Here is a 19,499-nt window from a genome sequence, read left to right as displayed (position 1 = left end):
CCCCGGCTCTTCCGGGGGCTCTTTCATGCCAGATCAGCGCTTCTACCTGCGGTTTATCTCACTGCGCGATCCGTTTGATCTCATCACACGATCTCACCTCGTGATGGGGGCGCCCCTTGCGCCGAACCTACCTTCGCTTCACAAGGTTCCGACGGCGAAGGAAGTGATCCCCATGGCGTATCTGATCATCATGCTTCTCGCGTTTGTTTTCGCTCTTGGCGGGTTCGTCGTGTTCCTCGCGATGGCCGTCAGCATTCGCCGGCAGGACCGGCACATGAGCCTGTCGGGTACGCCACGCACCCCCATCGACGGCGCGACGCGCCGCCTCGTCGGCGTCCACGTCCGCCGCTGAACACACGACACGAGGAGGTGAGCAACGTTGCGTATTCCCCGCCTGTTCGGCCGGCGCTGCCCCTGCGGTGCCCTCACTGATCCGGGCACCGTCCGGTGCCGCAAGTGCCGAGCGCGTGCCCGCTGGCACCGTCGCAAGGCTCAGCAAGACGGCATCTGAGCTGAGGACCCTACGGCTTGAGGAATGAGAGGAGGTGAGATTTCATGACGGTGTCGATTCCCCTGGTGGTGCTCCTGGGTGCGGTGGTTTTCATCGCCTGGCGCTACCTGGGCCTACGGCTTTGGCAGGCCGTGACGTGTTTGCTGTTCGGCTTCTTCCTGGCCGCTACCGCCGTCGCACCCGACATCCGGCGTGCCGTAAGCGCAGCCCTGAGCTGGTTCACCGGCTCCTGACCCCTTGTCCCCAACTGAAGGAGTTGATGCCTAGTGCCACACACCAACCCGTACCCCGATCCAGCCCTCCAGGAGGTCACCAACCGCAACCGCAACGCTCGTCAGCTCATCACCGCTTTTTCCTCCTCCACTCTCGCCCTTGCCGAAATTTGGCAGCACGTCACCACTGCCCTGGACGACACCCTTACCCTCGTAACGCAGCTCACCAAGCTTCAGGCTGAACTCTCCCGAATCCGCCGCCAACGCGCTGACATGGTCGCCGCAGCCCGTGCCACCTTGGCCGCGCACCACGACGGTGAAGCCGACCCGCTCTTCTACCTGCGCGACGAACTCACCGCACAACGCGCCGACGAGGCTTGGCCAGGTGAGAGGGGATGACGAGGCACCGGCACTCTCGGCACCGGTTGCGGCGCAACGCTCGCCGCATCCGGCGCGACGGCATCGAACCGATGATGATCCTTTCCGATGATCTGGAGTTCGCGCCTATCGCCCTGGTGACCATCGCTCGCGGGATGTGGCGCTACCGCTCCGAACTCGCGCCGGTCACTGCGGCGCTTCTCACCCTCACTAGTGGGACGATCCTGCACGCGGCATACGCCGTATGGTGGCCCATCGTGCTCATCCTCGCTGCGCTGACCTCGTGGGTGCTCGCGTTCTTCGGCCGATGGGTCAACCTCACTCGACCCGCGGAACGCGGTTACGCCGCGGCGACCGTTCTTCTGGCAGGCGGATGGACGGCAGCCGCGACAGCCGTAGGGCCGTCGGCCGTGCCGCTTCCTCATGTGCTCGCCATAGGCACGTTTGTGACCGGCTTGCCATGGTGGGCACACCGCCGGCGCCGTGCCCGCGTACGTGTGGAACGCACGCTCGCCGCGTGGCCGGAGATCTCTCAGGCCATCGGTCTGGCCGGTTCGCGCATCCAATCGGCGGTCGTGGACCTGTGGGGATACCGCGCTCGCGTAGCCCTGGCGCGTGGTCAGACGGTGGAGGACGTCGTTTCCAAGCTTCCTGCTTTGGAGTCGGCTCTCGGTACACGGCGGGGTGCGGCGCGCGTGCAGCCGGTTCCCGAACGCGCCAACCGTATGGAACTGCGGGTGATCGAGAACGATCCGCACGCTGACGCCATCGCTTGGCCGGGTCCCTCCGTCACCTCGATCACCCAACCCGTCAAGTTGGGTCTCTTCGAGGATGGCAGCCCGGTACGGGTTTCCCTGCTCCGGCGTCATGTCCTGGTGGGTGGCGTGGCCGGCGCCGGCAAGAGCGGCGGAGTCAATGTCATCCTTGCCGACCTGTCCGCCTGCCCGGACGTGGTCATCTGGGGTATCGATCTCAAGCGCGGGATGGAACTCCTCCCGTGGGCATCCTGCCTGGATCGTGTCGCCACCACCGCACAGGAGGCCCAAGCCCTGTTGCGCGACGCCGTGGCCGTCCTGGACGGCCGTGCCGACGTGCTCGCTCAGCAGGGACAACGGGTGTGGCAGCCACGTCCGGATGCGCCTGCCCTGGTCATTCTGATCGACGAGTACGCCGAACTCGTCGACGAGGCACCGGAAGCCGTCCGACATGCCGACTCCATCGCCCGACGTGGACGTGCCGTCGCGGTCACTCTCGTAGCCGCGACACAACGTCCCTCACAGAAGGCCATGGGGCAAGGCGCGGTGCGCTCACAGATGGACGTGCGGATCTCCTTCCGGGTACGGGAACGGCGTGACGTGGACCTGATCCTCGGCCAAGGCATGTTCAAAGCCGGCTGGCACTCCCACAGTCTCAACGCACCCGGCAAGTTCCTCGTCAGCGCACCGGAGCACGACATCCCTCGACGCGCACGAACCTTCCTCCTCACCGACGACGCCGTACAGTGCACCACTGGCCGGCACGCATCCAACCGTCCGCCACTGGACGAAATCTCCACCGCTGCCCTCGAAGCGACACCCACGAGTGCCGACGAGGACGCACCGGCCATCGCCTGCCATGGACACACGACGGCCTCGCATGACGCTGAAAACACCCTGTGGACAGCCCTACGCGACGCTCCTGGAGAGGGAATGTCGATCGAGGACCTGATGCGCCAGACCGGCATGGGGCGCTCATGGGTCTACTACCGGTTGCAAGAGCACGCACGATCAGGACGAGTCGCACAAGTCAGCCGGGGACGCTGGCGCGCACATCCTGATAGCTGACAGTGCGTAATCGTCCACGTCCACGTCCACGCGCGCGCCTGCACGTAAGGGGCATACGGCGATCCATGGACGAACACGTGGACGGTTACCAAAGGTGACGGTGAAGGGGGGTGATGTCCCAACGACAAGACCCAGGAGAACACGCATTCCGTCGCCAGAGGAGTGGGCTGAAGAGCAACTGAGGCATGCGCCGCCACGCTCCAGAGAGTGGGCACAACGAGTTGCCCGCATCTACCAGCTCGATATCGATGAAGAGGACAGTCTCTGACCACTGGAGAGGCCCGCTGACTTCAGTCAGCGGGCCTCTCCCTCTTGCCGTAAACGCACTCGCCAGCTTGGGGATTTAGGACAACCCGCAATCCCCTGTTATGGGCTTAGTGGCGATGTTGGGTTGATCACAATTAGGTAGCAAGTGCACACAAACCGCTACTCGTAATGTTAGCGTCCGTTTGTGGGCACTCTGGATACCTCGGCATGCAAAGAGTGGTTCAGCGTATCTTACGTCCAAGCTTTAGCTTATGCGGCGGGTTACACGGTAATGATCGACACCGTTGACCATCTGGGCGTGGATCTCGAAATCAAGGATCGTGCCATGCGCGTAGACGTCCAGATGAAATGCACTGAGGAGTCCGCTGCGGCTGAGGACTACTTGTCCTATAACTTGGACGTGCGCACTTACAACTTGCTGAGCGATCCAGGACGAAACGTTCCGGCTTACTTGTTTGTCGTGGAAGTTCCGGAATTGCGAGAAAACTGGATAAGTGCACTCGAAGACGGGATTCACCTGCGCAAGTGTGGTTACTTCGCCAATATGTCCTTATTGCCACCTACCGGTAATCGAGTCACCAAGTCGGTTCGATTATCTCGCACCAACAAGCTTACGGTCGAATCTCTCGATCGGCTCATGAAGGAAGCTCGAGGTATGGCATGATGCACAGCATGGTCCTGCCGCCACGGGTATCACCCACAGGGTTGAAGGCATACCTTAAAGCGAACTCGTGGCAGCTGAAAGAACGGCCGCTACCTCGGGTGGAGATCTGGGAACGGGATGACCATGAGGTACTAGTTCCCTTAAATGTGGATGCATCAGATTACTTGAGGCGCGTCCGTAATTTCATCGAAGATGTTGCCAGTGAAAGTGAGTCATCGGAAGAAGATGTAACTCGCGATTTGCAATACGTCGAAGATGATGTGATTAGTCTGAAATTCGAGGACGAGCGGCCTTATATTCCCCTTGTGGATGCATCCAAGATGCTCAACGGCGCTCGCGAATTCGCGATTGCAAATGCCTGCTCGGCGATTCGGCGCAAATCGTACCATGGTCGATCGCGGCCGGCCGAAGCAAGGAAGCATGCCGACATCGTGGGCATGGGTCACACTGTACGAGGAAGCTTCATTATTCCCATCGTTAGTCCAATCGGAACTATGAAGCCGGTTGTGGCCGACGGCGACCAGGAGCCTCTTTTAGACGTTCAGGCTGAACGTGACTACTTCCCTAGACGGGTCACCGGGATGATGGCTGATGTCTTGCGGCAGTTGCAAGAGTTAGCCGTTGAAAGAGACGCTATCCCATCTCGCGGCGAACTTCGCCAGGCAGTGTTTGGCGGCTTATCGGCAGACGCATGTTCAGCGCTTGCGACGATGGTGTCCGCTCCCGAAGTGGGAGACCTCGATATAACGGTGAGATGGGCGCTCACTTCTGCACCCCCTAGGGCAGGAGGGGATGACTTAACATTTCCAAAAGAGTCTGCCGGCGCGATCCGCGAAATCGGTCATATTCTTCGTAAAGACGTGAAGATATCCGACACGGTGGTGTACGGATTCGTGAGCTCATTGGATCGCGATCCTGACGACGATGAAGGGGTCGTGAAGGTTAAGGCGCTGATAGGCGGACGTGTCCGGCCGATCAAGATGGCTTTAGGGCCTGACGACTACCATGTAGCTGTGGAAGCAAATGACCTGAAGCTACGTGTCGTAGTGGCGGGGACATTATATAGAAGCGAGGCGGGAAGGTACTCGATGCCCACGGTTGACCTCTTCCGCGTCGACGACTACTTACCTCTGGAGTTCGGAAACGGTGGCACACAGGGGCGTTGATGGGGAGTAGCTCTACCGTGCGGAATTGGTGATGGTGATCCGGCGTTATGTTCGCGGGCCACGATCTATCTTCCAGATAGGTTCGATCAGGTTCGGGTCGAAATGTCGCTGTCCGGGACGGGTCGGGTGAATCACCACAGCTTGTAGGCTCTGTGCGATCGCGGCTTGCCGCTGGTCCAGGGTGAAGTTCGGGTCTTTCCACTTCTCGGCCAGGTTCGCGACTCCCTCAGTGCGCCGTACTCGCGCCGTCTGGTGTCTACGCTGGTCGGCTTCAAGGCGGCGCTCTTCGGCTTCCAGCTCCTCTAGGAGCGTGAAGTAGCGGCTTCCCTTGATGCGCCGTTCCTTGTACGCGGTCGTGATCTCCTGGAGCTGCCCTCTTATCGCGGTGAGATCGTCTTCCTTGTCCCACTCCGGCAACTCGCCGATCTCGCGGAACTGGACACGTTGATGGTCCGCGATCACTAGGGCCGTGATGTACTCATCAACCTTCTCGGCGATTCGAGCGCAGCCTCCGCAGCCTCCCTCTGTCTTGTCGCGACACGCGTAGATGGCGGTCTTGGCGCCGTTCGCGCCAGGCCGCATGCCGCCGCGCATGCGGCTGTTGCACTTGCCGCAGCGGACGAAGGGGGAGAGGAGGTACTTGGTCGGATGGCCACGACCGTCACGTCCGTAGTCGCGCTTGTAGACCTTGAGCGTCTGGACGAGGGCATTGTGCTGTTCTTCCGTGATGATGGCGTGCCACACACCCCGTACCGGTTGGCCTTCCTTGTCCTTCAGTACCTCGCCCTTGTAGGTCTGGAGACCACAGAGACGCGGGCTCGTGAAGATCTGCTCAATGGTGCGGGTGGTCCATTGGCCTCCGGCAACGGTGGGTACACCTTGCTCGGCCCACTCACGCGCGATCGTGCGTGCCTTCACCCCGGCAATGATGCGTGCTGTTGCCTCCCTGATCAGGGCCGTCTCACGCGGGTTGAGGTCGATCTTGTTGTCCTGCCAGCCGAACGGCCGGAGCCGGCCACCCATGGCGCGTCCCTTGAGTGCGGCGCGGCGCTTGCCAGTCGTGATCCTGCGGGAGAGGTTGCGGGATTCCAGGTTGCGTTGGTTGACCTCGTTGCGCGCCATGGCGATGCCCGCGTCCGTGGTCAGGTCCAGGTAGCCGGTCATGCCCATGACCAGTACGCCGAAGTGCTCTACAAGATCGATCAGGTCTTCGAGGTCCCGAGGGTCGCGCATGCCACGGTCGATGTTCGGGAGCGCGAGCGCGTTGTAGGTGCCTTTGCGTAGCTCCCGTAGCAGCTCATCCCACACGGGTCTGACGACCCGGAACGCGACGGTGCCGTCTTCGAGGCGGACCCGCACCTTCTTGAAGGCTGACGTGTCGTTCTCGGCGTACTCCTTGCCGATCTTCCCGCCGATCTCGCCGACGAAGGTACGGAGATCATCGAGCTGGTTCTCTACCTGCTCTTTCTCTCCATCGGCATCGAGCGACTCGCGAGCGTACAGTGCCCAGACAAGCTGGTCAGGGACGATGTCCAACTCTGTTCGACCGCCGACACGGCGGGGGTTCCATGCCATGCCTCCGATCGTTACCCAACTTGATAGTGAAGTCCATCAGCAACGGCATCGGCGCCGGCTTCATCTCCTACGTCCTCATCAAGGCCGTGAAGGGCAAAGCCCGCGAGGTCCACCCCTTGCTCTGGGTGGTCGCCATCCTCTTCGTCATCTACTTCGCCATCGGCCCACTGAAGATCCTCTTCGGCCTCAGCTGACTCTCGGCCGTTCCGGGACCACCACGTCCCGGAACGGCCTTTCCGTAGGTCCGATCAAGGATGGATCGGCGCGCTGAGGTCGGGCTCAGACTCGGGTGCAGGGGACGCCGTTCACGCTGATCTTGGAGGGGGCCGGGGGGGTGCCGGTGTAGGAGGCGTTGAAGCCGAACTGGATGGTGGCGTTCGGGGGGATGGTGCGGTTCCAGGGGAGGCTTGCGGCTTTGAGTTGGGGGCCGGACTGGGTGATGGTGGCGGACCAGCCTTGGGTCAGGACGGGGCCGGGGGAGGGGTAGTCGATGGTGACGACCCAGTCGACTATGGGGGTGGTGCCGGTGTTGCGGATGGTCACGTTGGCGGAGAGGCCGTTGTACCAGGTGGTGGCGGTGTAGGTGGCCTGGCAGGAGAGGGACGGCGTGGGGGTCGGGGTGGGGGTCGGCGTGGGGGTGGGGACGGGGAGGCCTTGGCGGGCCAGAGCGCTCAGGGTCGACGAGGGGGTGCTCAGGTTGCCGGCGGCGTCGCGGGCCACGACGACGTAGTTGTAGCGGGTGCCGGTCACCAGGCCGGACTCGTAGAAGTGCAGGAAGCTCGCGGGGGCGGGGATGGTGCCGACCTTGAGCCAGGCGGTGGGGGTCTCGCGGTAGACGTCGTAGGCGGTGACGCCGACGTTGTCGGTGGAGGGCTGCCAGCAGAAGGAGACGCCGGTGTAGTCGGCGAGGCAGGGCTCCTGGAAGCCGGTCGGCTGGGACGGCGGGGTGACGTCACCGGGGGCCGGGGTGGGGGACTGGACGATGCCGGTGGTGGCGGTGACGGTGATCAGGCTGGACGGGGGGCTGGTGTTGCCCGCGGCGTCCCTGGCCACCACGTACATCGTGTACCTGCGGCCGTAGTCGCCGGAGAAGCCGCCGACCGTGCCGGTCGTGGTGGTGGCCTTGACGAAGCCGGTCTGGGTCAGCCGGTAGATGTCGTACGCCGCGACGCCGACGTCGTCGGTGGACGAGGTCCAGCAGATGGAGGCGTAGCCCTGGACGCTGGTGCCAGGCGCGGACGGCGGCGGACAGGGAAGCAGGTTGGTCGGCCGCGTGGGGGGTGAGGTGTCGGCCGTGGCCGCGAGTGCGGCGGGGACGAACGCCAGGGCCGAGGCGAGCAGAGTCGCGGTGAGGACGGATCTCCGTAGGGACGGAATGCCGAGTTTCATGACGTACCCTGCCTCGCGGTTTCGTGCCGGCACATGTTTGTCCGCCGATGGTCGGATGAGCTGGGGCTGGAGTAAAGCACCAGGGTCCGTTCGGGGGAGGAGACGCTGGTCGGCTGTGAACGGTTCAGGTGGGTCGTCGCGGAGGGCCGGGCTCGGGAGGTGTGAGGGGTTCGGGGTGGTGGGGAGGCGGAGGGTGAAGGTGGAGTCCTGCTCCTGACCGGCGTGGGCTGTGTGAAGGCGCACGCGCGCCTGGACGTGGCCGGTCAGAATGTCGCGGCCGTCGGCCGGACCCCGGTGCCTGTCGTAAACGGATTGCCGCCGCGCGAGCGGATCGCCTAGCGTCGGAGGGCCTCCTTGACCTCTGCCGGGTTCGGCGTGCTCATCCACCCCTTTCCGGGGACGATCGGACGGTAACGATGTTCGGCCTGGACCTGTACCGGCGTTTTCCCGTGCTCGCGATCCGTGACTTCAGGATCTTGCTGGCTGATCGGCTGCTGGCGCCGGGGGCTGTGGCGTTCTCGACGGTCGGGGTGTCGTTCGCGGTGCTCGATCTCACCGGGTCGACCGCGGATCTGGCTTATGTGCTGGCGGCGCAGATCGCGCCTTCGCTGGTGTTCACGCTGATCTCGGGGGTGTTCGCGGATCGGGTGCCGCCGCAGCGGGTGATCATCGCGGCGAACGTGCTGATCGCGGCCAGTGAGGGTGCGCTCGGGCTGCTGGTGCTGACCGGGAAGGCCGTGCTGTGGCACATGATCGTGCTGGAGATGCTGACGGGGGTGGGGCTGGCGGTGTTCTGGCCGGCCTCGCAGGCGTTGCTGCCGCGTATCGTGCCGGACGGGTTGCTGCAGGACGCCAACGCGCTCAGCAGGCTCTTCATGAACATCGCGACGATGGGTGGGGCCGCGGTGGCGGGGCTGGTGGTGGCGGCCGTGGGGCCGGGGTGGGCCATGACGGTGTGCGGGGTGGGGTTGTTCGGCACGGTTCCGCTGCTGCTGGCGATCCGCGCCGGAGGCGCGCAGGGGGTGCCGGGGACCGGCATGCTCAGGGAACTGCGGGACGGCTGGTCGGAGTTCGTGAGCCACACCTGGCTGTGGGCCATCGTGGCGCAGTTCGCGGTGGTGCTGATGGCCTGGTACGGCGGGTTCCAGGTGCTCGGGCCCGCCGTGGCCAAGGCGCATCTCGGCGGGCCTGCCGCGTGGGGGTTGATCACGGCGGCGGAGGCGGCGGGACTGATCGTCGGAGGGCTGGCCTCGTTGCTGTTCACGCCGCGGCGGCCGATGCTGTTCGTCGTGTGCATCGGCGGGCTCATGGCGATCTCGCCGCTCTCGCTGGCGATGCGCTGGCCGTTGGTGGCGATCTGCGGCGCCGCGGTGGTGCTCGGCGTCATGATGGAGATCATGATGGTGCAGTGGAGCGTGGCGCTGGCCCGCAACATCCCGCAGGGGAAGCTGGCACGGGTGTCGGCGTACGACGCGCTCGGTTCTGTCGTCGCCATGCCGCTCGGCGCGCTGGTCGCGGGGCCGCTGGCCGACCGCGTCGGGTTGTCGGCCACGCAGTACGGCGCGGCGGGGCTGATGGTGCTCGCCGCGGCGTTCACCTTGCTGTCCAGGGACGTGCGCACCATGCGTTCCCCTGAGACGGCGGGCCTCACGACCCCGGTGCCTGCCGTCAAATGACCTCGCGACCTCCGCGCCTGCCGTCGATCGGCCACGGCACCCCTGTCCCTGCCGCCGATCAACCCCCGGACCCCTGTGCCTGCCGTCGGACGACCCCGAGACCCCGGAATGACGACGCGTCCGATATAGTTAGCAAAGGTAATGACTCATGCTAACGAATCCCAAGAACCCGCGCGCCTCGGACGTGCGCAGCGACGCAGGGCTGGCCTCGGCTCTGCGCGTTTCGCTGGCACGCCTGAACAGACGCCTGCGCAGGCAGGCGGGAGCAAGCTCGCTGACACCCACGCAGCTCGCGGCACTCGCGGCCGTCGAACGTCATTCCGGGATCACCCCTGGCGAGCTCGCCGAGCACGAAAAGATGCAACCTCCTTCGATGACCAGGGTGATCTCGGCCCTGGAGGAGCGGGGTCTGCTCGTACGGTCACCGCACCCGACCGACAGGCGGCAGGTGACCGTGAGCGTGACCGAACCCGGTCATACCCTGCTGGCCCAGGAGCGCCGCAGCAAGGAGGCGTGGCTCGTGCACCGGTTGAAGGAACTGACGCCGGAGGAACGAGCGACGCTACGGGCCGCGGCGCCGATCCTGGAACGGCTCTCGCAGATGTGAGCCCCCCACAGGGTGTGGACGGGGAGGGTGCCGACCCTCTCGAACCCGCCACGCCTGCGGCCCGGAACCCGGAAGGGGCCGGAGGCCCGGGGCCGGCCAGGTCCTCGGAAGGGGCCGGAGGCATGGTGGCGGCCGGGTCCCCGGAAGGGGCCGCGAGTGCCGAGCGGGACGCGGTCGAGGAGGCCGGGCTCGCCGAGGTGCAGGCCACGGAGATCCGGGGGGCCGATCCGGTCGGGGAGACCCGTGGCGGCATGTTCCGGTCGCTGCGCAACCACAACTACCGGTTGTTCGTCTCCGGCAGCGTGATCTCCAACGTCGGCACGTGGATGCAGCGCACCGCGCAGGACTGGCTGGTGCTGGAGCTCACCCACGGCAGCTCGGCCGCGCTCGGCGTCACCACGGCGCTGCAGTTCCTCCCCATCGGCCTGTTCGGCCTGTGGGGTGGCGTGCTCGCCGACCGGTACTCCAAGCGTCACCTGCTCATGGCGGCGCAGTCGCTCCTCGGGGTGCTGTCCCTGACGCTCGGCCTGCTCACCGTCACCGGACACGCGCAGGTCTGGCACGTCTACGTGATGGCCTTCCTGCTCGGCACGGTGTCCTGTGTCGAGGTGCCGACCCGGCAGTCGTTCGTCGTCGAGATGGTGGGCCGCAGGGACCTGCCGAACGCCATCGCGCTGAACAGTTCCACCTTCAACCTCGCCAGGGTCGTCGGCCCGGCCGTCGCGGGTGTGCTGATCTACGCGCTCGGCGGCACCGGTCCGATCTTCCTGCTGAACGCCGCGTCGTTCGCCGCGGTGATCGCGGGCCTGTCGGTGATGCGCAAGTCCGAGCTGCGCACCCCCGAGCGGGTGGCCCGCGCCAAGGGCCAGCTCCGCGAGGGCCTGCGGTACGTGTGGCGCAGCCCCGAGCTGCTGATGCCGATCCTGCTGGTGGCCTTCGTCGCGATGTTCGCCACGAGTTTCACGATGAGCATCGCGGTGATGGCGAAGCAGGTGTTCGGCCAGGGTGCGTCGTCGTTCGGCGTGGCGTCGAGCGCGTTCGCGGTCGGTGCGCTCGGCGGCGCGCTGCTCGCCGCGCGGCGGATCCGGCCGAGCAGGCGTTTCCTGATCGGCGGGGCCATCGCGTTCGGCGTCTTCGAGGTCGTCGCGGGGCTGGCGCCTGGCTACGTGTCGTTCCTGTTCCTGCTGGTCCCGGCCGGTGTCGCGATGATCACCACGAACACCACGGCCAACTCCACCGTGCAGCTCGCGGCCTCACCCGAGATGCGCGGACGGGTCATGGGTATCTACGTGCTGGTGTTCACCGGCGGTGCGCCGATCGGCGCGCCGTTGATCGGCTGGGTCGGTGAGCTGGCCGGGCCCCGTCTCGGTATGGTCATCTGCGGTGTCATGTGTCTCGTCGGCGTCGGCCTGGCGATGCTGCTCACCCGGTTCGCCGCGGGAAGGACGCAGGGTGCGGTTGTTCGTGGCGTTGTCACCTCCCCCGGAGGCGCTCGCTGAGGTGAGCGGAGCCGTGGGCCGGGTCAGGGAGGGGTGGCCCGAACTGCGGTGGACGGCCCCCGAGCTGTGGCACGTGACGCTCGCCTTCCTCGGCGAGGTGCCTGACGACAAGCTGCCGTCCCTGTCGGTGCGGCTGGCCCGCGCGGCCGGCCGGTACCCGCCGATGACGCTGGCGTTCGCCGGGGCCGGGGCCTTCCCGTCCGCCAAGCGGGCCAACGTGCTGTGGCTCGGCCTGCGCGGCGGCGAGGCCACGTTGCCGAAGCTCGCCGCCTCACTCGCGGCGGGTGCGCACCGTGCGGGAGCGCGGGAGCCCGAGCGGCGGCGGTTCCATCCCCATCTGACGCTCGGTCGCGCACGGACCGGCCTGGACCTGCGGGAACTGGTCGATTCGCTCGCGGCGTTCGACGGCACGCCGTGGCACGCCGGCACCGTTCATCTGGTGCGCAGCCACCTCGGGCCGCACGTGCGGTACGAGCCGGTGGATGCGTGGCCACTGGCCGGACGCGGCTAGGCTCCTCAAGCGTGGACCGTCCCCGCCGCTGGCTGCTGCCGCTCGTGCTCACGCTGCTGGTGCTCATCGTCGTCGCCGGCGCGCTGCTGCGCTGACGGCGGGGAGCCGAGACCCCCCGCCGCAGAGGTCCTACCAGGCGTACGCCTCGGGTGCGGTGCCGCCGGGACCGGGGAAGATCTCGTCCAGCAGGTCGAGCGTCTTCTCGTCCAGTTCGATCTCCAGTGCGCGCAGGCTGCCTTCGAGCTGTTCCGCGGTGCGCGGGCCGATGATCGGCCCGGTGACGGCCCGCTGCCTGAGCAGCCAGGCGAGCGCGACGTTGGCCGGGTCCTCGCCGAGCTCGTCGCACAGCCCTTCGTACCGCTCGATCTTGTCGCGGTGCTTGTCCAGCTCGCCGAGCATGCGCTCCGACGCCGAGCGGCCCTTGTCGATCTTGCGCAGGACGCCGCCGAGCAGACCGCCGGCCAGCGGGCTCCACGGGATCACGCCGATGCCGTAGTCCTCGCACGCGGGAAGCACTTCGAGCTCGACGGTGCGGGTGAGCAGGTTGTAGTGCGATTGTTCCGACACGAGGCCGCCGAAGCCACGGCGCCGCGCCGTCTCCTGGGCCTTGGCGACGTGCCACCCGGCGAAGTTGGACGACCCCGCGTAGATGATCTTGCCTTGCTGCCGGAGGGTCTCCATGGCCTCCCAGATCTCGTCGAACGGGGTGTCCCTGTCGACGTGGTGCATCTGGTACAGGTCGATGTGATCGGTCTGAAGACGCTTCAGTGAGGCGTCGCAGGCCCGGCGGATGTTCAGCGCGGACAGTTTCTCGTCGTTCGGCCAGTCACCCATCGACCCGTACAGCTTGGTCGCGATGACCGTGCGCTCCCGCCGTCCGCCACCCTGCGCGAACCAGCGGCCGATGATCTGCTCGGTTACCCCCTCGCCCTTCTTCCAGCCGTAGACGTTCGCCGTGTCGAAGAAATTGACGCCGAGCTCGTGAGCCCTGTCCATGATCGTGAAGGAGTCCTCTTCCGAGGTCTCCGGCCCGAAGTTCATGGTGCCGAGGCACAGGCGGCTCACGGAGATGCCGGCGCGTCCGAGGTGCGTGTACTCCATGGACCCACCCTAGGCACCTGGAGTGCGCTCCAGCCCAGCCCTCTTGGTGAGGATCTTTCACAGCAGACCGGTGTCATCCCGGCGCGTGACCGGATCCGCACGTCCGCCACCGGCGCGGCGTGTGACGTGCCGGGGCATGATGTGCGGGTGGGGACTCTACGGGTGGTACGTGTGCTGGCGGTCCTGGCGCTGGTGGCGGTCCCGGCCGCGCCTGCGGCGGCGGGGACGGCCGGCGGCTCCGGCGGCCCGGCCGCGGCGGGGGCCGAGCGGGTGCTGTTCCACTTCAAGGATCCCCGCATCACCGAGTCGAGCGGCCTCGCCGTCTCACCCACCCATCGCGGCGTCTACTACACCCACAACGACAGCGGCGCGGGCCCGGTTTTCTACGCCGTCGGCGGCGACGGCCGCACCAAGGCCGCGTTCACCGTGGCGGGAGCGGCGGCCCGCGACTGGGAGGCCATGGCGGCGTCCGTGGACCCCGCGACGGGCCAGGGGGTGCTGTGGTTCGCCGACATCGGGGACAACCTCAACGGCGCCTGGCCCGACTACTCGATCTACAAGGTGCCTGAGCCGCGCACCCTGCGCGACGCCACCGTGCAGGCCACCCGGTACCGCTTCAAATACGCCGACGGCGGCCGCAACGCCGAAGGAATCATGGTGCATCCCCGCACCGGACGGCTGTACGTCGTGAGCAAGGAGTTCGCCGGTTCGGTCTACCGCGCACCCGCGCGGCTGCGCACCGACCGGGTGAACATGCTGAAGCGTGTCGGTCCCGCACCCATCATGGCCACCGACGCCGCCTACGCGCCTGACGGGTCGAGCTTCGTCATCCGCACCTACCTGTCGGCGTCGCTGTACCGTGCCCCCGGCGAGCTGATCAGCCGCGTCACAATGCCGTCCCTGCGGCAGGCGGAGTCCATCGCCTACACCCGCGACGGCAAATCCCTGCTCACCGGCAGCGAGGGTGTGAACAGCCCGGTGTACGAGGTGCCGTTGCCGACCCGCGCGGCCCCGCGCCGCCTGACCGCCGAGCCGCCGCGCACCCCGGCCGCGCCGAACGGCACGGCCGGTGAGGCGTCGGCCGGTCAGGCGGACGGGGACACCGGCGGCGGTGTCCCCGGTTCTCTGATCGCCTTGTGGCTCGGCATCGCGCTCGGCGCGACCGGCATCATCGCGTTCATCGCTCGCCGCGCTCAGTGACCCGTCCGGTCAGCCCGATCCGGTGCCTGCGGGTTTGTCCACGGCTGCCGGAATCGGTGTGCCTGGCTGCACAGCCGAGCTCGGCGGCACCGGCGGTCTCGGCGGTCCAGGTGGCGTCGGCGGCCCTGGCGGCGTCGGGATCGGCGGGTGCGGTGGTGGGGGAAGGATCGGCAGCCGGGTGCAGGAGATCGACACCGCGTCGATGAAGTTGCCGTACGTCGGGCCGCCGACCGAGGACACCGACTGGATGGCGAACCGGGTGGTGTGCTGGCCAGGAGGAATCAGGTACAGGCCGGTCCTCGTGCCCCACGCGGTGCCGCCGTCGGAGATCAGGGGAGTGAGCTGGCCGAGCGGCACCTGCGCGGTCGTGTTCCCCGGCGGCCCGATGCGTACCCGGATCACGTCCTTCAGTGCGCCGCTGGTGGTTCGGGCCCGGTGGCGGAGCCGCCACACCATATAGGACCCTGGGACGGTCGCCAGGTCCTGGTGGACGGTGGAGGGCCCGGTGCTGTTCAGCTCGGCGAACTGCCGTCCCGCCGCGGCGGGCACCTCTAGGCCGCCGTTGGCGCCGGCGTTGCCGGGGCCCCACAGTTCGATGATGCCGCCTGGCGCGCTGCTCTTCCAGGGCAGGACGTCGTTCCTGAGGTGACCGGGTCCGATGAGCGGCCCCGGCGACTCGAAGCTGCCGTTGCCGAGGTAGCAGGGCCGGACGATCGGCGGAGGGATGGTGTCCGCCACAGCGGAGGCGGTGACACCGGACGCGGCCGTCACGGAGGTGACGGCGGCGAGGAAGAGGACACGCTTCGGCAGGGACGCCGGAGCATGGCGGTGGGTCATGGGTTTCCCTTCGATCGACGTGTCACCCCAGAGACATCTGGGGCCGAGCACGCCGGGACCACCGGATCATGGAGGCGTGCAGGTCGATGTATGCCCTGATCATCCGCGGGCCCGTGGATGGAGGAAGAGATTTGGACCCGGTGCTCCGCCACCTTTACCGAGGGGGTCTCCTATTTCCTGACGTGTCCATCCGCGGGGTGAACGGCTCGCCGCGCAGCGCCTGCTCGACCAGCTCGACGGCCGCCGCGAGCTGTACGAGCCGGGGTCCCTCACGGCGGTAGGTCGCGAGCACCGCCTCGACGGCGTGCGGCGGCAGGTGCTCCTTGAGGTCCACGGCCGCGCCGCGGTACCCGGTGCGTGCCGCCTCGACCATGGCGTTGACGTGGTGGCGTGCCATGCGGGCCAGGGCCAGCGGGTGGCGGCGCAGCACGCCGTACGCGCGGTAGTCCGGTGGCACCGCGTCGAGCAGCCAGGCCACGGCGGACGCCTCCCAGTCGGGGCTACCCGGCGGGTGGACCTCCGGCGGCCATCCAGGTGGCAAGTACACAGGAGAATCCTACCCGAATGTCTGTTCGATAGACTGATGTCACCTGTGGGGTAATTTGCAGGTCAGGTGACCCGAGTGATAAAGCCGTGTGGCGCACCGCGGGTCAACCATGGGAGATTTCCTTTGTGAGCAAGCGAATCGGGGTCGTCGGCGCCGGCATCGTCGGACTGGCGGTGGCGCGCGAACTGGCCGAGCGCGGCGCCGACGTCACGGTGCTCGACAAGGAGGACCGCGTCGCCGCGCACCAGACCGGCCACAACAGCGGCGTCGTGCACGCCGGCATCTACTACACCCCCGGTTCGCTCAAGGCGCGCCTGTGCCGGGACGGTGTCGCGATGCTGCGCGAGTACTGCGCCGAGCACCGCCTGCCGTACGAAGAGGCAGGCAAGCTCGTCATCGCCTCCACCCACGCCGAGCGCGCCGGGCTGCGGCGCATCGCCGAGCGCGCCAAGGAGAACGGCGTGCCGGACATCGCCGAGCTGGACGCCATCGGCCTGCGCGAGGTCGAGCCGCACGCCGTCGGCGTGGCCGCCGTCCACTCACCGCGCACCGCCATCGCGCACTTCCCCGCCGTCGCGCGCCGCCTGGCCCGCGACCTCATGGACCTCGGCGGCACCGTGAAACTCGCGCACCCGGTGCGGGCCGTACGCGAGACCGCGAGCGGTGTGCGGGTGCTGGCGGGGGACGACCGGCTGACGTTCGACCGGCTGGTGTGCTGCGCGGGCCTGAGCTCCGACGACGTCGCCGCCATGGCCGGCCGGTCGGGGGACGTGCGCATCGTGCCGTTCCGCGGGGAGTACTACCGGCTGGCCGGCACCGCCAAGGGGCTCGTGCGCGGCCTGGTCTACCCCGTGCCGGACCCGCGTTACCCGTTCCTCGGCGTGCACCTGACCAAGCGCATCGACGGCGAGGTGCTCGCCGGCCCGAACGCCGTGCTGGCGCTCGCGCGCGAGGGGTACCGCTGGCGCGACGTGTCCCTGCGCGACCTGCGTGACATCGCGACGTGGCCCGGCACGCGGCGGCTCGCGGCCCGCCACTGGCGTACCGGCGTCGCCGAGGTGTACGGCTCGATGGCGAAACGAGCCTTCCTGTCCGCTGTGCGGCGTTATGTACCGGCGCTCACCGGGGCCGACCTCGTCCGCACGGAAGGCGGGGTGCGGGCCCAGGCCGTGGCACGGGACGGGAGCCTCGTGGACGACTTCGTGGTGGACGTGCACGGGCCGGTCATCCTGGTGCGCAACGCGCCGTCACCCGCGGCCACGTCCAGCATGGCGATCGCGCGGCACATCATGGGATTTATCCCGGCCTGAGGTGAGCAGGGCCACTATAGGGTGCGTGACCGAAGTGTCAGAGGCGCGCCTGCTGATCGTCGAGGACGATCCGAACATCCTGGAACTGCTCGCCGCCAGCCTGCGGTTCGCCGGGTTCGAGGTGACCCCCGCGTCCGACGGGGCCGAGGCCGTCGCGGCGGCGCGGCGGCACCGTCCCGACCTGATCGTGCTCGACGTCATGCTGCCGGACATGGACGGCTTCGACGTCGTACGGCGGCTGCGCGGCGGCGGCGCGCGCACACCGGTGGTGTTCCTCACGGCGCGGGACGCCACAGAGGACAAGATCCGCGGGCTGACCCTCGGCGGGGACGACTACGTGACCAAGCCGTTCAGCCTGGAGGAGGTCGTGGCCCGCATCCGCGCGGTGCTGCGCCGCACCGCCGGCGACCCCGCGGTGCCGCCGCCACGCCTGACGTTCGCCGACATCGAACTGGACGAGGAGAGCCACGAGGTGTGGCGGCACGGCACCGTGGTCTCCCTGTCGCCGACCGAGTTCAAGCTGCTGCGGTACTTCATGGCCAACGCCGGCCGGGTGCTGTCCAAGGCCCAGATCCTCGACCACGTGTGGGACTACGACTTCCGCGGCGACGCCGGCATCGTCGAGTCGTACGTGTCCGTGCTCCGCCGCAAGATCGACAACTCCACGCCACGGCTCATCCACACCCTGCGCGGCGTCGGCTACGTCCTGCGCACCCCACCGGCGACGTGATCGCGCGGCGGCTCCCCGGCGGACGGCTGGTGCGGCGCACCCCGCTGCGGGTGCGGCTGATCGCCGCCATGCTGGCGCTGGTGGCCTTCGCGCTCGCCGGCATCGGGATCAGCAGCGTGTCCGTGCTGCGCGGCTACCTGGTGGACCGGGTGGACCAGCAGCTCGGCATGTTCACCAGGGACGTCGGCCGGTCCGTGCTCCGCGGCGGCGGCCCGGCCTCGCGCGTGCCACCCAACGGCCTGATCCAGGTACGCGGCCCCGACGGCAAGGTCCTCGTCACCTTGGCCGGCCTGGACGCCGAACGCATCCCCGGCCCCACGCTTCCCCGGCCAGAGGTCCGCCTCATGGAACCCGTCACGGTGCCGGCCGAGTCAGGCGGCGGAAGCTGGCGCACCCGGGTCGTCTCGGTGAACGGCGAAGGCAGCGTGCTCATCGCCATCGACCTGTCCTCCGTCGACCAGATCACCACCCGCCTCGCGCTCACCGAACTGCTGGTCGGCGGGGTCGTGATAATCGTCCTCGCCGTCCTCGTCGTGGTCATCGTCCGCCGCAGCCTGCGTCCCCTGGTCGAGATGGAACACACCGCCGCCGCCATCGCCGCCGGAGACCTGGCACGCCGCGTCCCCGACGCCGACCCCCGCACCGAGGTCGGCAGCCTGGCCGCGTCCCTGAACGGCATGCTGGCCCAGATCGAGGCCGCCTTCCGCGCCAGGGAGATCTCCGAGTCCGCCGCGCGGACCTCCGAGGAACGCATGCGCCGCTTCATCGCCGACGCCTCCCACGAACTGCGCACTCCTTTGACGTCCATCCGCGGCTTCGCCGAGTTCTACCGCCAGAACCCCGCCGGCGACCCCGTCCGCCTCATGCGCCGCGTCGAGGACGCCGCGGCCCGCATGGGGGTGCTGGTGGAGGACCTCCTTCTGCTGGCCCGCCTCGACCAGCAACGTCCCCTGTCGGTCCACCCCGTCGACCTGCTGGCCCTCGCCGCCGAAGCCGTACAGGACACCCGCATCCTCGCCCCCGGCCGCGACATAGCCCTGGAGATCACCGGCGACGTGGCCCCCATCGTCCCCGGCGACGACATCCGCCTCCGCCAGATCCTCACCAACCTCCTGAGCAATGCCCTGACCCACACCCCGGAGAAGACCCCCATAACGGTCCGCGTAGGCACCACCGGCCCGACCGCCTACCTGGAGGTCGAGGACAAGGGCCCCGGCCTGACCGAGCAGGAGGCCCGGCAGGTCTTCGAACGCTTCTACCGCGCCGACCCCAGCCGCACCCGGACCACCGACACCACCGGCACCGGCCTCGGCCTCGCCATAGTCGCGGCCCTGACCGAAGCCCACAACGGCCAGGCCACCGTGACCTCCACCCCCGGCGCCGGCGCGACGTTCCGGATCACCCTCCCCCTGACCCCCGACCTCCACCCCCCTCACCCGGAACCCGGCGCCTCGTACGGCTGAGGTTTCTCGTTGCCAGGAAACCTTCAGGGACGG

The 19,499-nt window shown here is 67.7% G+C and carries 20 protein-coding genes; 15 read left to right on the top strand and 5 right to left on the bottom strand.

The genetic code is table 11. From position 1 onward, the window contains the following. The first annotated feature begins 25 nt into the window (after positions 1-25). The 6 genes from BJ992_RS30225 (at position 26) to BJ992_RS30200 (ending at position 5,021) form a co-directional block, all read left to right on the top strand. A complete protein-coding gene (locus BJ992_RS30225) occupies positions 26-352 on the top strand; it encodes a hypothetical protein (protein WP_184986766.1) in 327 nt (108 codons plus the stop codon). Between the two features lie 203 nt (positions 353-555). After that, the gene (locus BJ992_RS30220) at positions 556-744 is read left to right on the top strand and encodes a hypothetical protein (protein WP_184986764.1); all 189 of its coding nucleotides are present in this window, start codon (positions 556-558) and stop codon (positions 742-744) included. A 33-nt stretch (positions 745-777) separates the two neighbouring features. Continuing rightward, a complete protein-coding gene (locus BJ992_RS30215) occupies positions 778-1,122 on the top strand; it encodes a hypothetical protein (protein WP_184986762.1) in 345 nt (114 codons plus the stop codon). Positions 1,123-1,148: 26 nt separating this feature from the next. Beyond that, positions 1,149-2,924: a cell division protein FtsK gene (locus tag BJ992_RS30210; RefSeq protein ID WP_246496828.1), complete on the top strand. Its 1,776-nt coding sequence runs from the start codon at positions 1,149-1,151 to the stop codon at positions 2,922-2,924. Between the two features lie 451 nt (positions 2,925-3,375). After that, positions 3,376-3,855 (top strand): DUF4365 domain-containing protein, encoded by a 480-nt coding sequence (locus tag BJ992_RS30205; RefSeq protein ID WP_184986758.1) that lies wholly within the window; start codon positions 3,376-3,378, stop codon positions 3,853-3,855. Then, a complete protein-coding gene (locus tag BJ992_RS30200) occupies positions 3,852-5,021 on the top strand; it encodes a hypothetical protein (RefSeq protein WP_184986756.1) in 1,170 nt (389 codons plus the stop codon). The genes BJ992_RS30205 and BJ992_RS30200 overlap by 4 nt, the downstream gene beginning before the upstream one ends. Before the next feature lie 45 nt (positions 5,022-5,066). Here the strand turns inward: BJ992_RS30200 and BJ992_RS30195 are convergent, their stop codons facing one another. After that, positions 5,067-6,596 (bottom strand): recombinase family protein, encoded by a 1,530-nt coding sequence (locus BJ992_RS30195; RefSeq protein ID WP_184986754.1) that lies wholly within the window; start codon positions 6,594-6,596, stop codon positions 5,067-5,069. Between the two features lie 26 nt (positions 6,597-6,622). Between BJ992_RS30195 and BJ992_RS30190 the strand changes: the two genes are divergently transcribed. Continuing rightward, positions 6,623-6,790, top strand: a complete 168-nt coding sequence (locus tag BJ992_RS30190) for a hypothetical protein (protein WP_281390494.1) — start codon at positions 6,623-6,625, stop codon at positions 6,788-6,790. 85 nt (positions 6,791-6,875) lie between these two features. Here the strand turns inward: BJ992_RS30190 and BJ992_RS34060 are convergent, their stop codons facing one another. Further along, a complete protein-coding gene (locus BJ992_RS34060; protein ID WP_184986753.1) occupies positions 6,876-7,985 on the bottom strand; it encodes a cellulose binding domain-containing protein in 1,110 nt (369 codons plus the stop codon). 416 nt (positions 7,986-8,401) lie between these two features. On the opposite strand from BJ992_RS34060, the gene BJ992_RS30180 reads away from it, so the two are divergent. From BJ992_RS30180 to thpR, 4 genes are all read left to right on the top strand, one after another. Next, positions 8,402-9,661, top strand: a complete 1,260-nt coding sequence (locus BJ992_RS30180; RefSeq protein ID WP_184986751.1) for an MFS transporter — start codon at positions 8,402-8,404, stop codon at positions 9,659-9,661. 148 nt (positions 9,662-9,809) lie between these two features. Next, complete coding sequence (locus BJ992_RS30175) at positions 9,810-10,268, top strand: MarR family winged helix-turn-helix transcriptional regulator (protein ID WP_184986749.1); 459 nt, start codon at positions 9,810-9,812, stop codon at positions 10,266-10,268. Between the two features lie 251 nt (positions 10,269-10,519). Further along, positions 10,520-11,767, top strand: coding sequence for an MFS transporter (locus BJ992_RS30170; protein WP_184989340.1), 1,248 nt, complete (start codon positions 10,520-10,522; stop codon positions 11,765-11,767). After that, positions 11,721-12,278, top strand: coding sequence for an RNA 2',3'-cyclic phosphodiesterase (gene thpR / locus BJ992_RS30165; protein ID WP_184986747.1), 558 nt, complete (start codon positions 11,721-11,723; stop codon positions 12,276-12,278). Before BJ992_RS30170 ends, thpR begins: the two co-directional genes overlap by 47 nt. Before the next feature lie 129 nt (positions 12,279-12,407). Here the strand turns inward: thpR and BJ992_RS30160 are convergent, their stop codons facing one another. After that, a complete protein-coding gene (locus tag BJ992_RS30160; protein ID WP_184986745.1) occupies positions 12,408-13,379 on the bottom strand; it encodes an aldo/keto reductase in 972 nt (323 codons plus the stop codon). A 147-nt stretch (positions 13,380-13,526) separates the two neighbouring features. Between BJ992_RS30160 and BJ992_RS30155 the strand changes: the two genes are divergently transcribed. Further along, a complete protein-coding gene (locus BJ992_RS30155; protein ID WP_184986743.1) occupies positions 13,527-14,579 on the top strand; it encodes a hypothetical protein in 1,053 nt (350 codons plus the stop codon). Between the two features lie 9 nt (positions 14,580-14,588). Here the strand turns inward: BJ992_RS30155 and BJ992_RS30150 are convergent, their stop codons facing one another. Next, positions 14,589-15,416, bottom strand: coding sequence for a hypothetical protein (locus BJ992_RS30150; RefSeq protein WP_184986741.1), 828 nt, complete (start codon positions 15,414-15,416; stop codon positions 14,589-14,591). A gap of 154 nt (positions 15,417-15,570) precedes the next feature. After that, entirely contained in the window at positions 15,571-15,963 is a 393-nt protein-coding gene (locus tag BJ992_RS30145; protein ID WP_184986739.1) for a hypothetical protein, read from the bottom strand. A 125-nt stretch (positions 15,964-16,088) separates the two neighbouring features. Between BJ992_RS30145 and lhgO the strand changes: the two genes are divergently transcribed. Genes lhgO through BJ992_RS30130 form a run of 3 tightly spaced genes read left to right on the top strand, consistent with a single transcriptional unit; the run spans position 16,089 to position 19,466 of the window. Then, complete coding sequence (lhgO, locus tag BJ992_RS30140; RefSeq protein ID WP_343072936.1) at positions 16,089-17,273, top strand: L-2-hydroxyglutarate oxidase; 1,185 nt, start codon at positions 16,089-16,091, stop codon at positions 17,271-17,273. A 25-nt stretch (positions 17,274-17,298) separates the two neighbouring features. After that, a complete protein-coding gene (locus tag BJ992_RS30135) occupies positions 17,299-18,003 on the top strand; it encodes a response regulator (RefSeq protein ID WP_184986737.1) in 705 nt (234 codons plus the stop codon). Beyond that, the gene (locus BJ992_RS30130) at positions 18,000-19,466 is read left to right on the top strand and encodes a sensor histidine kinase (RefSeq protein WP_343072935.1); all 1,467 of its coding nucleotides are present in this window, start codon (positions 18,000-18,002) and stop codon (positions 19,464-19,466) included. Before BJ992_RS30135 ends, BJ992_RS30130 begins: the two co-directional genes overlap by 4 nt. Positions 19,467-19,499: the final 33 nt, after the last annotated feature.

This window comes from Sphaerisporangium rubeum, from assembly GCF_014207705.1.
GTDB classification, from domain to species: Bacteria; Actinomycetota; Actinomycetes; order Streptosporangiales; family Streptosporangiaceae; genus Sphaerisporangium; species Sphaerisporangium rubeum.
The sequence above is the reverse complement of the archived record's forward strand: the minus strand, read 5'-3'. Positions and strand labels throughout refer to the sequence as shown.

Bases quoted from the DNA above. Each gene is read 5' to 3' on its own strand.
- BJ992_RS30195 (WP_184986754.1), bottom strand. From the start codon at position 6,596: ATGGCATGGAACCCCCGCCGTGTCGGCGGTCGAACAGAGTTGGACATC.
- BJ992_RS30180 (WP_184986751.1), top strand. From the start codon at position 8,402: ATGTTCGGCCTGGACCTGTACCGGCGTTTTCCCGTGCTCGCGATCCGT.
- BJ992_RS30225 (WP_184986766.1), top strand. From the start codon at position 26: ATGCCAGATCAGCGCTTCTACCTGCGGTTTATCTCACTGCGCGATCCG.
- BJ992_RS30200 (WP_184986756.1), top strand. From the start codon at position 3,852: ATGATGCACAGCATGGTCCTGCCGCCACGGGTATCACCCACAGGGTTG.
- BJ992_RS34060 (WP_184986753.1), bottom strand. From the start codon at position 7,985: ATGAAACTCGGCATTCCGTCCCTACGGAGATCCGTCCTCACCGCGACT.
- BJ992_RS30160 (WP_184986745.1), bottom strand. From the start codon at position 13,379: ATGGAGTACACGCACCTCGGACGCGCCGGCATCTCCGTGAGCCGCCTG.
- BJ992_RS30170 (WP_184989340.1), top strand. From the start codon at position 10,520: ATGTTCCGGTCGCTGCGCAACCACAACTACCGGTTGTTCGTCTCCGGC.
- BJ992_RS30175 (WP_184986749.1), top strand. From the start codon at position 9,810: ATGCTAACGAATCCCAAGAACCCGCGCGCCTCGGACGTGCGCAGCGAC.
- BJ992_RS30220 (WP_184986764.1), top strand. From the start codon at position 556: ATGACGGTGTCGATTCCCCTGGTGGTGCTCCTGGGTGCGGTGGTTTTC.
- BJ992_RS30150 (WP_184986741.1), bottom strand. From the start codon at position 15,416: ATGACCCACCGCCATGCTCCGGCGTCCCTGCCGAAGCGTGTCCTCTTC.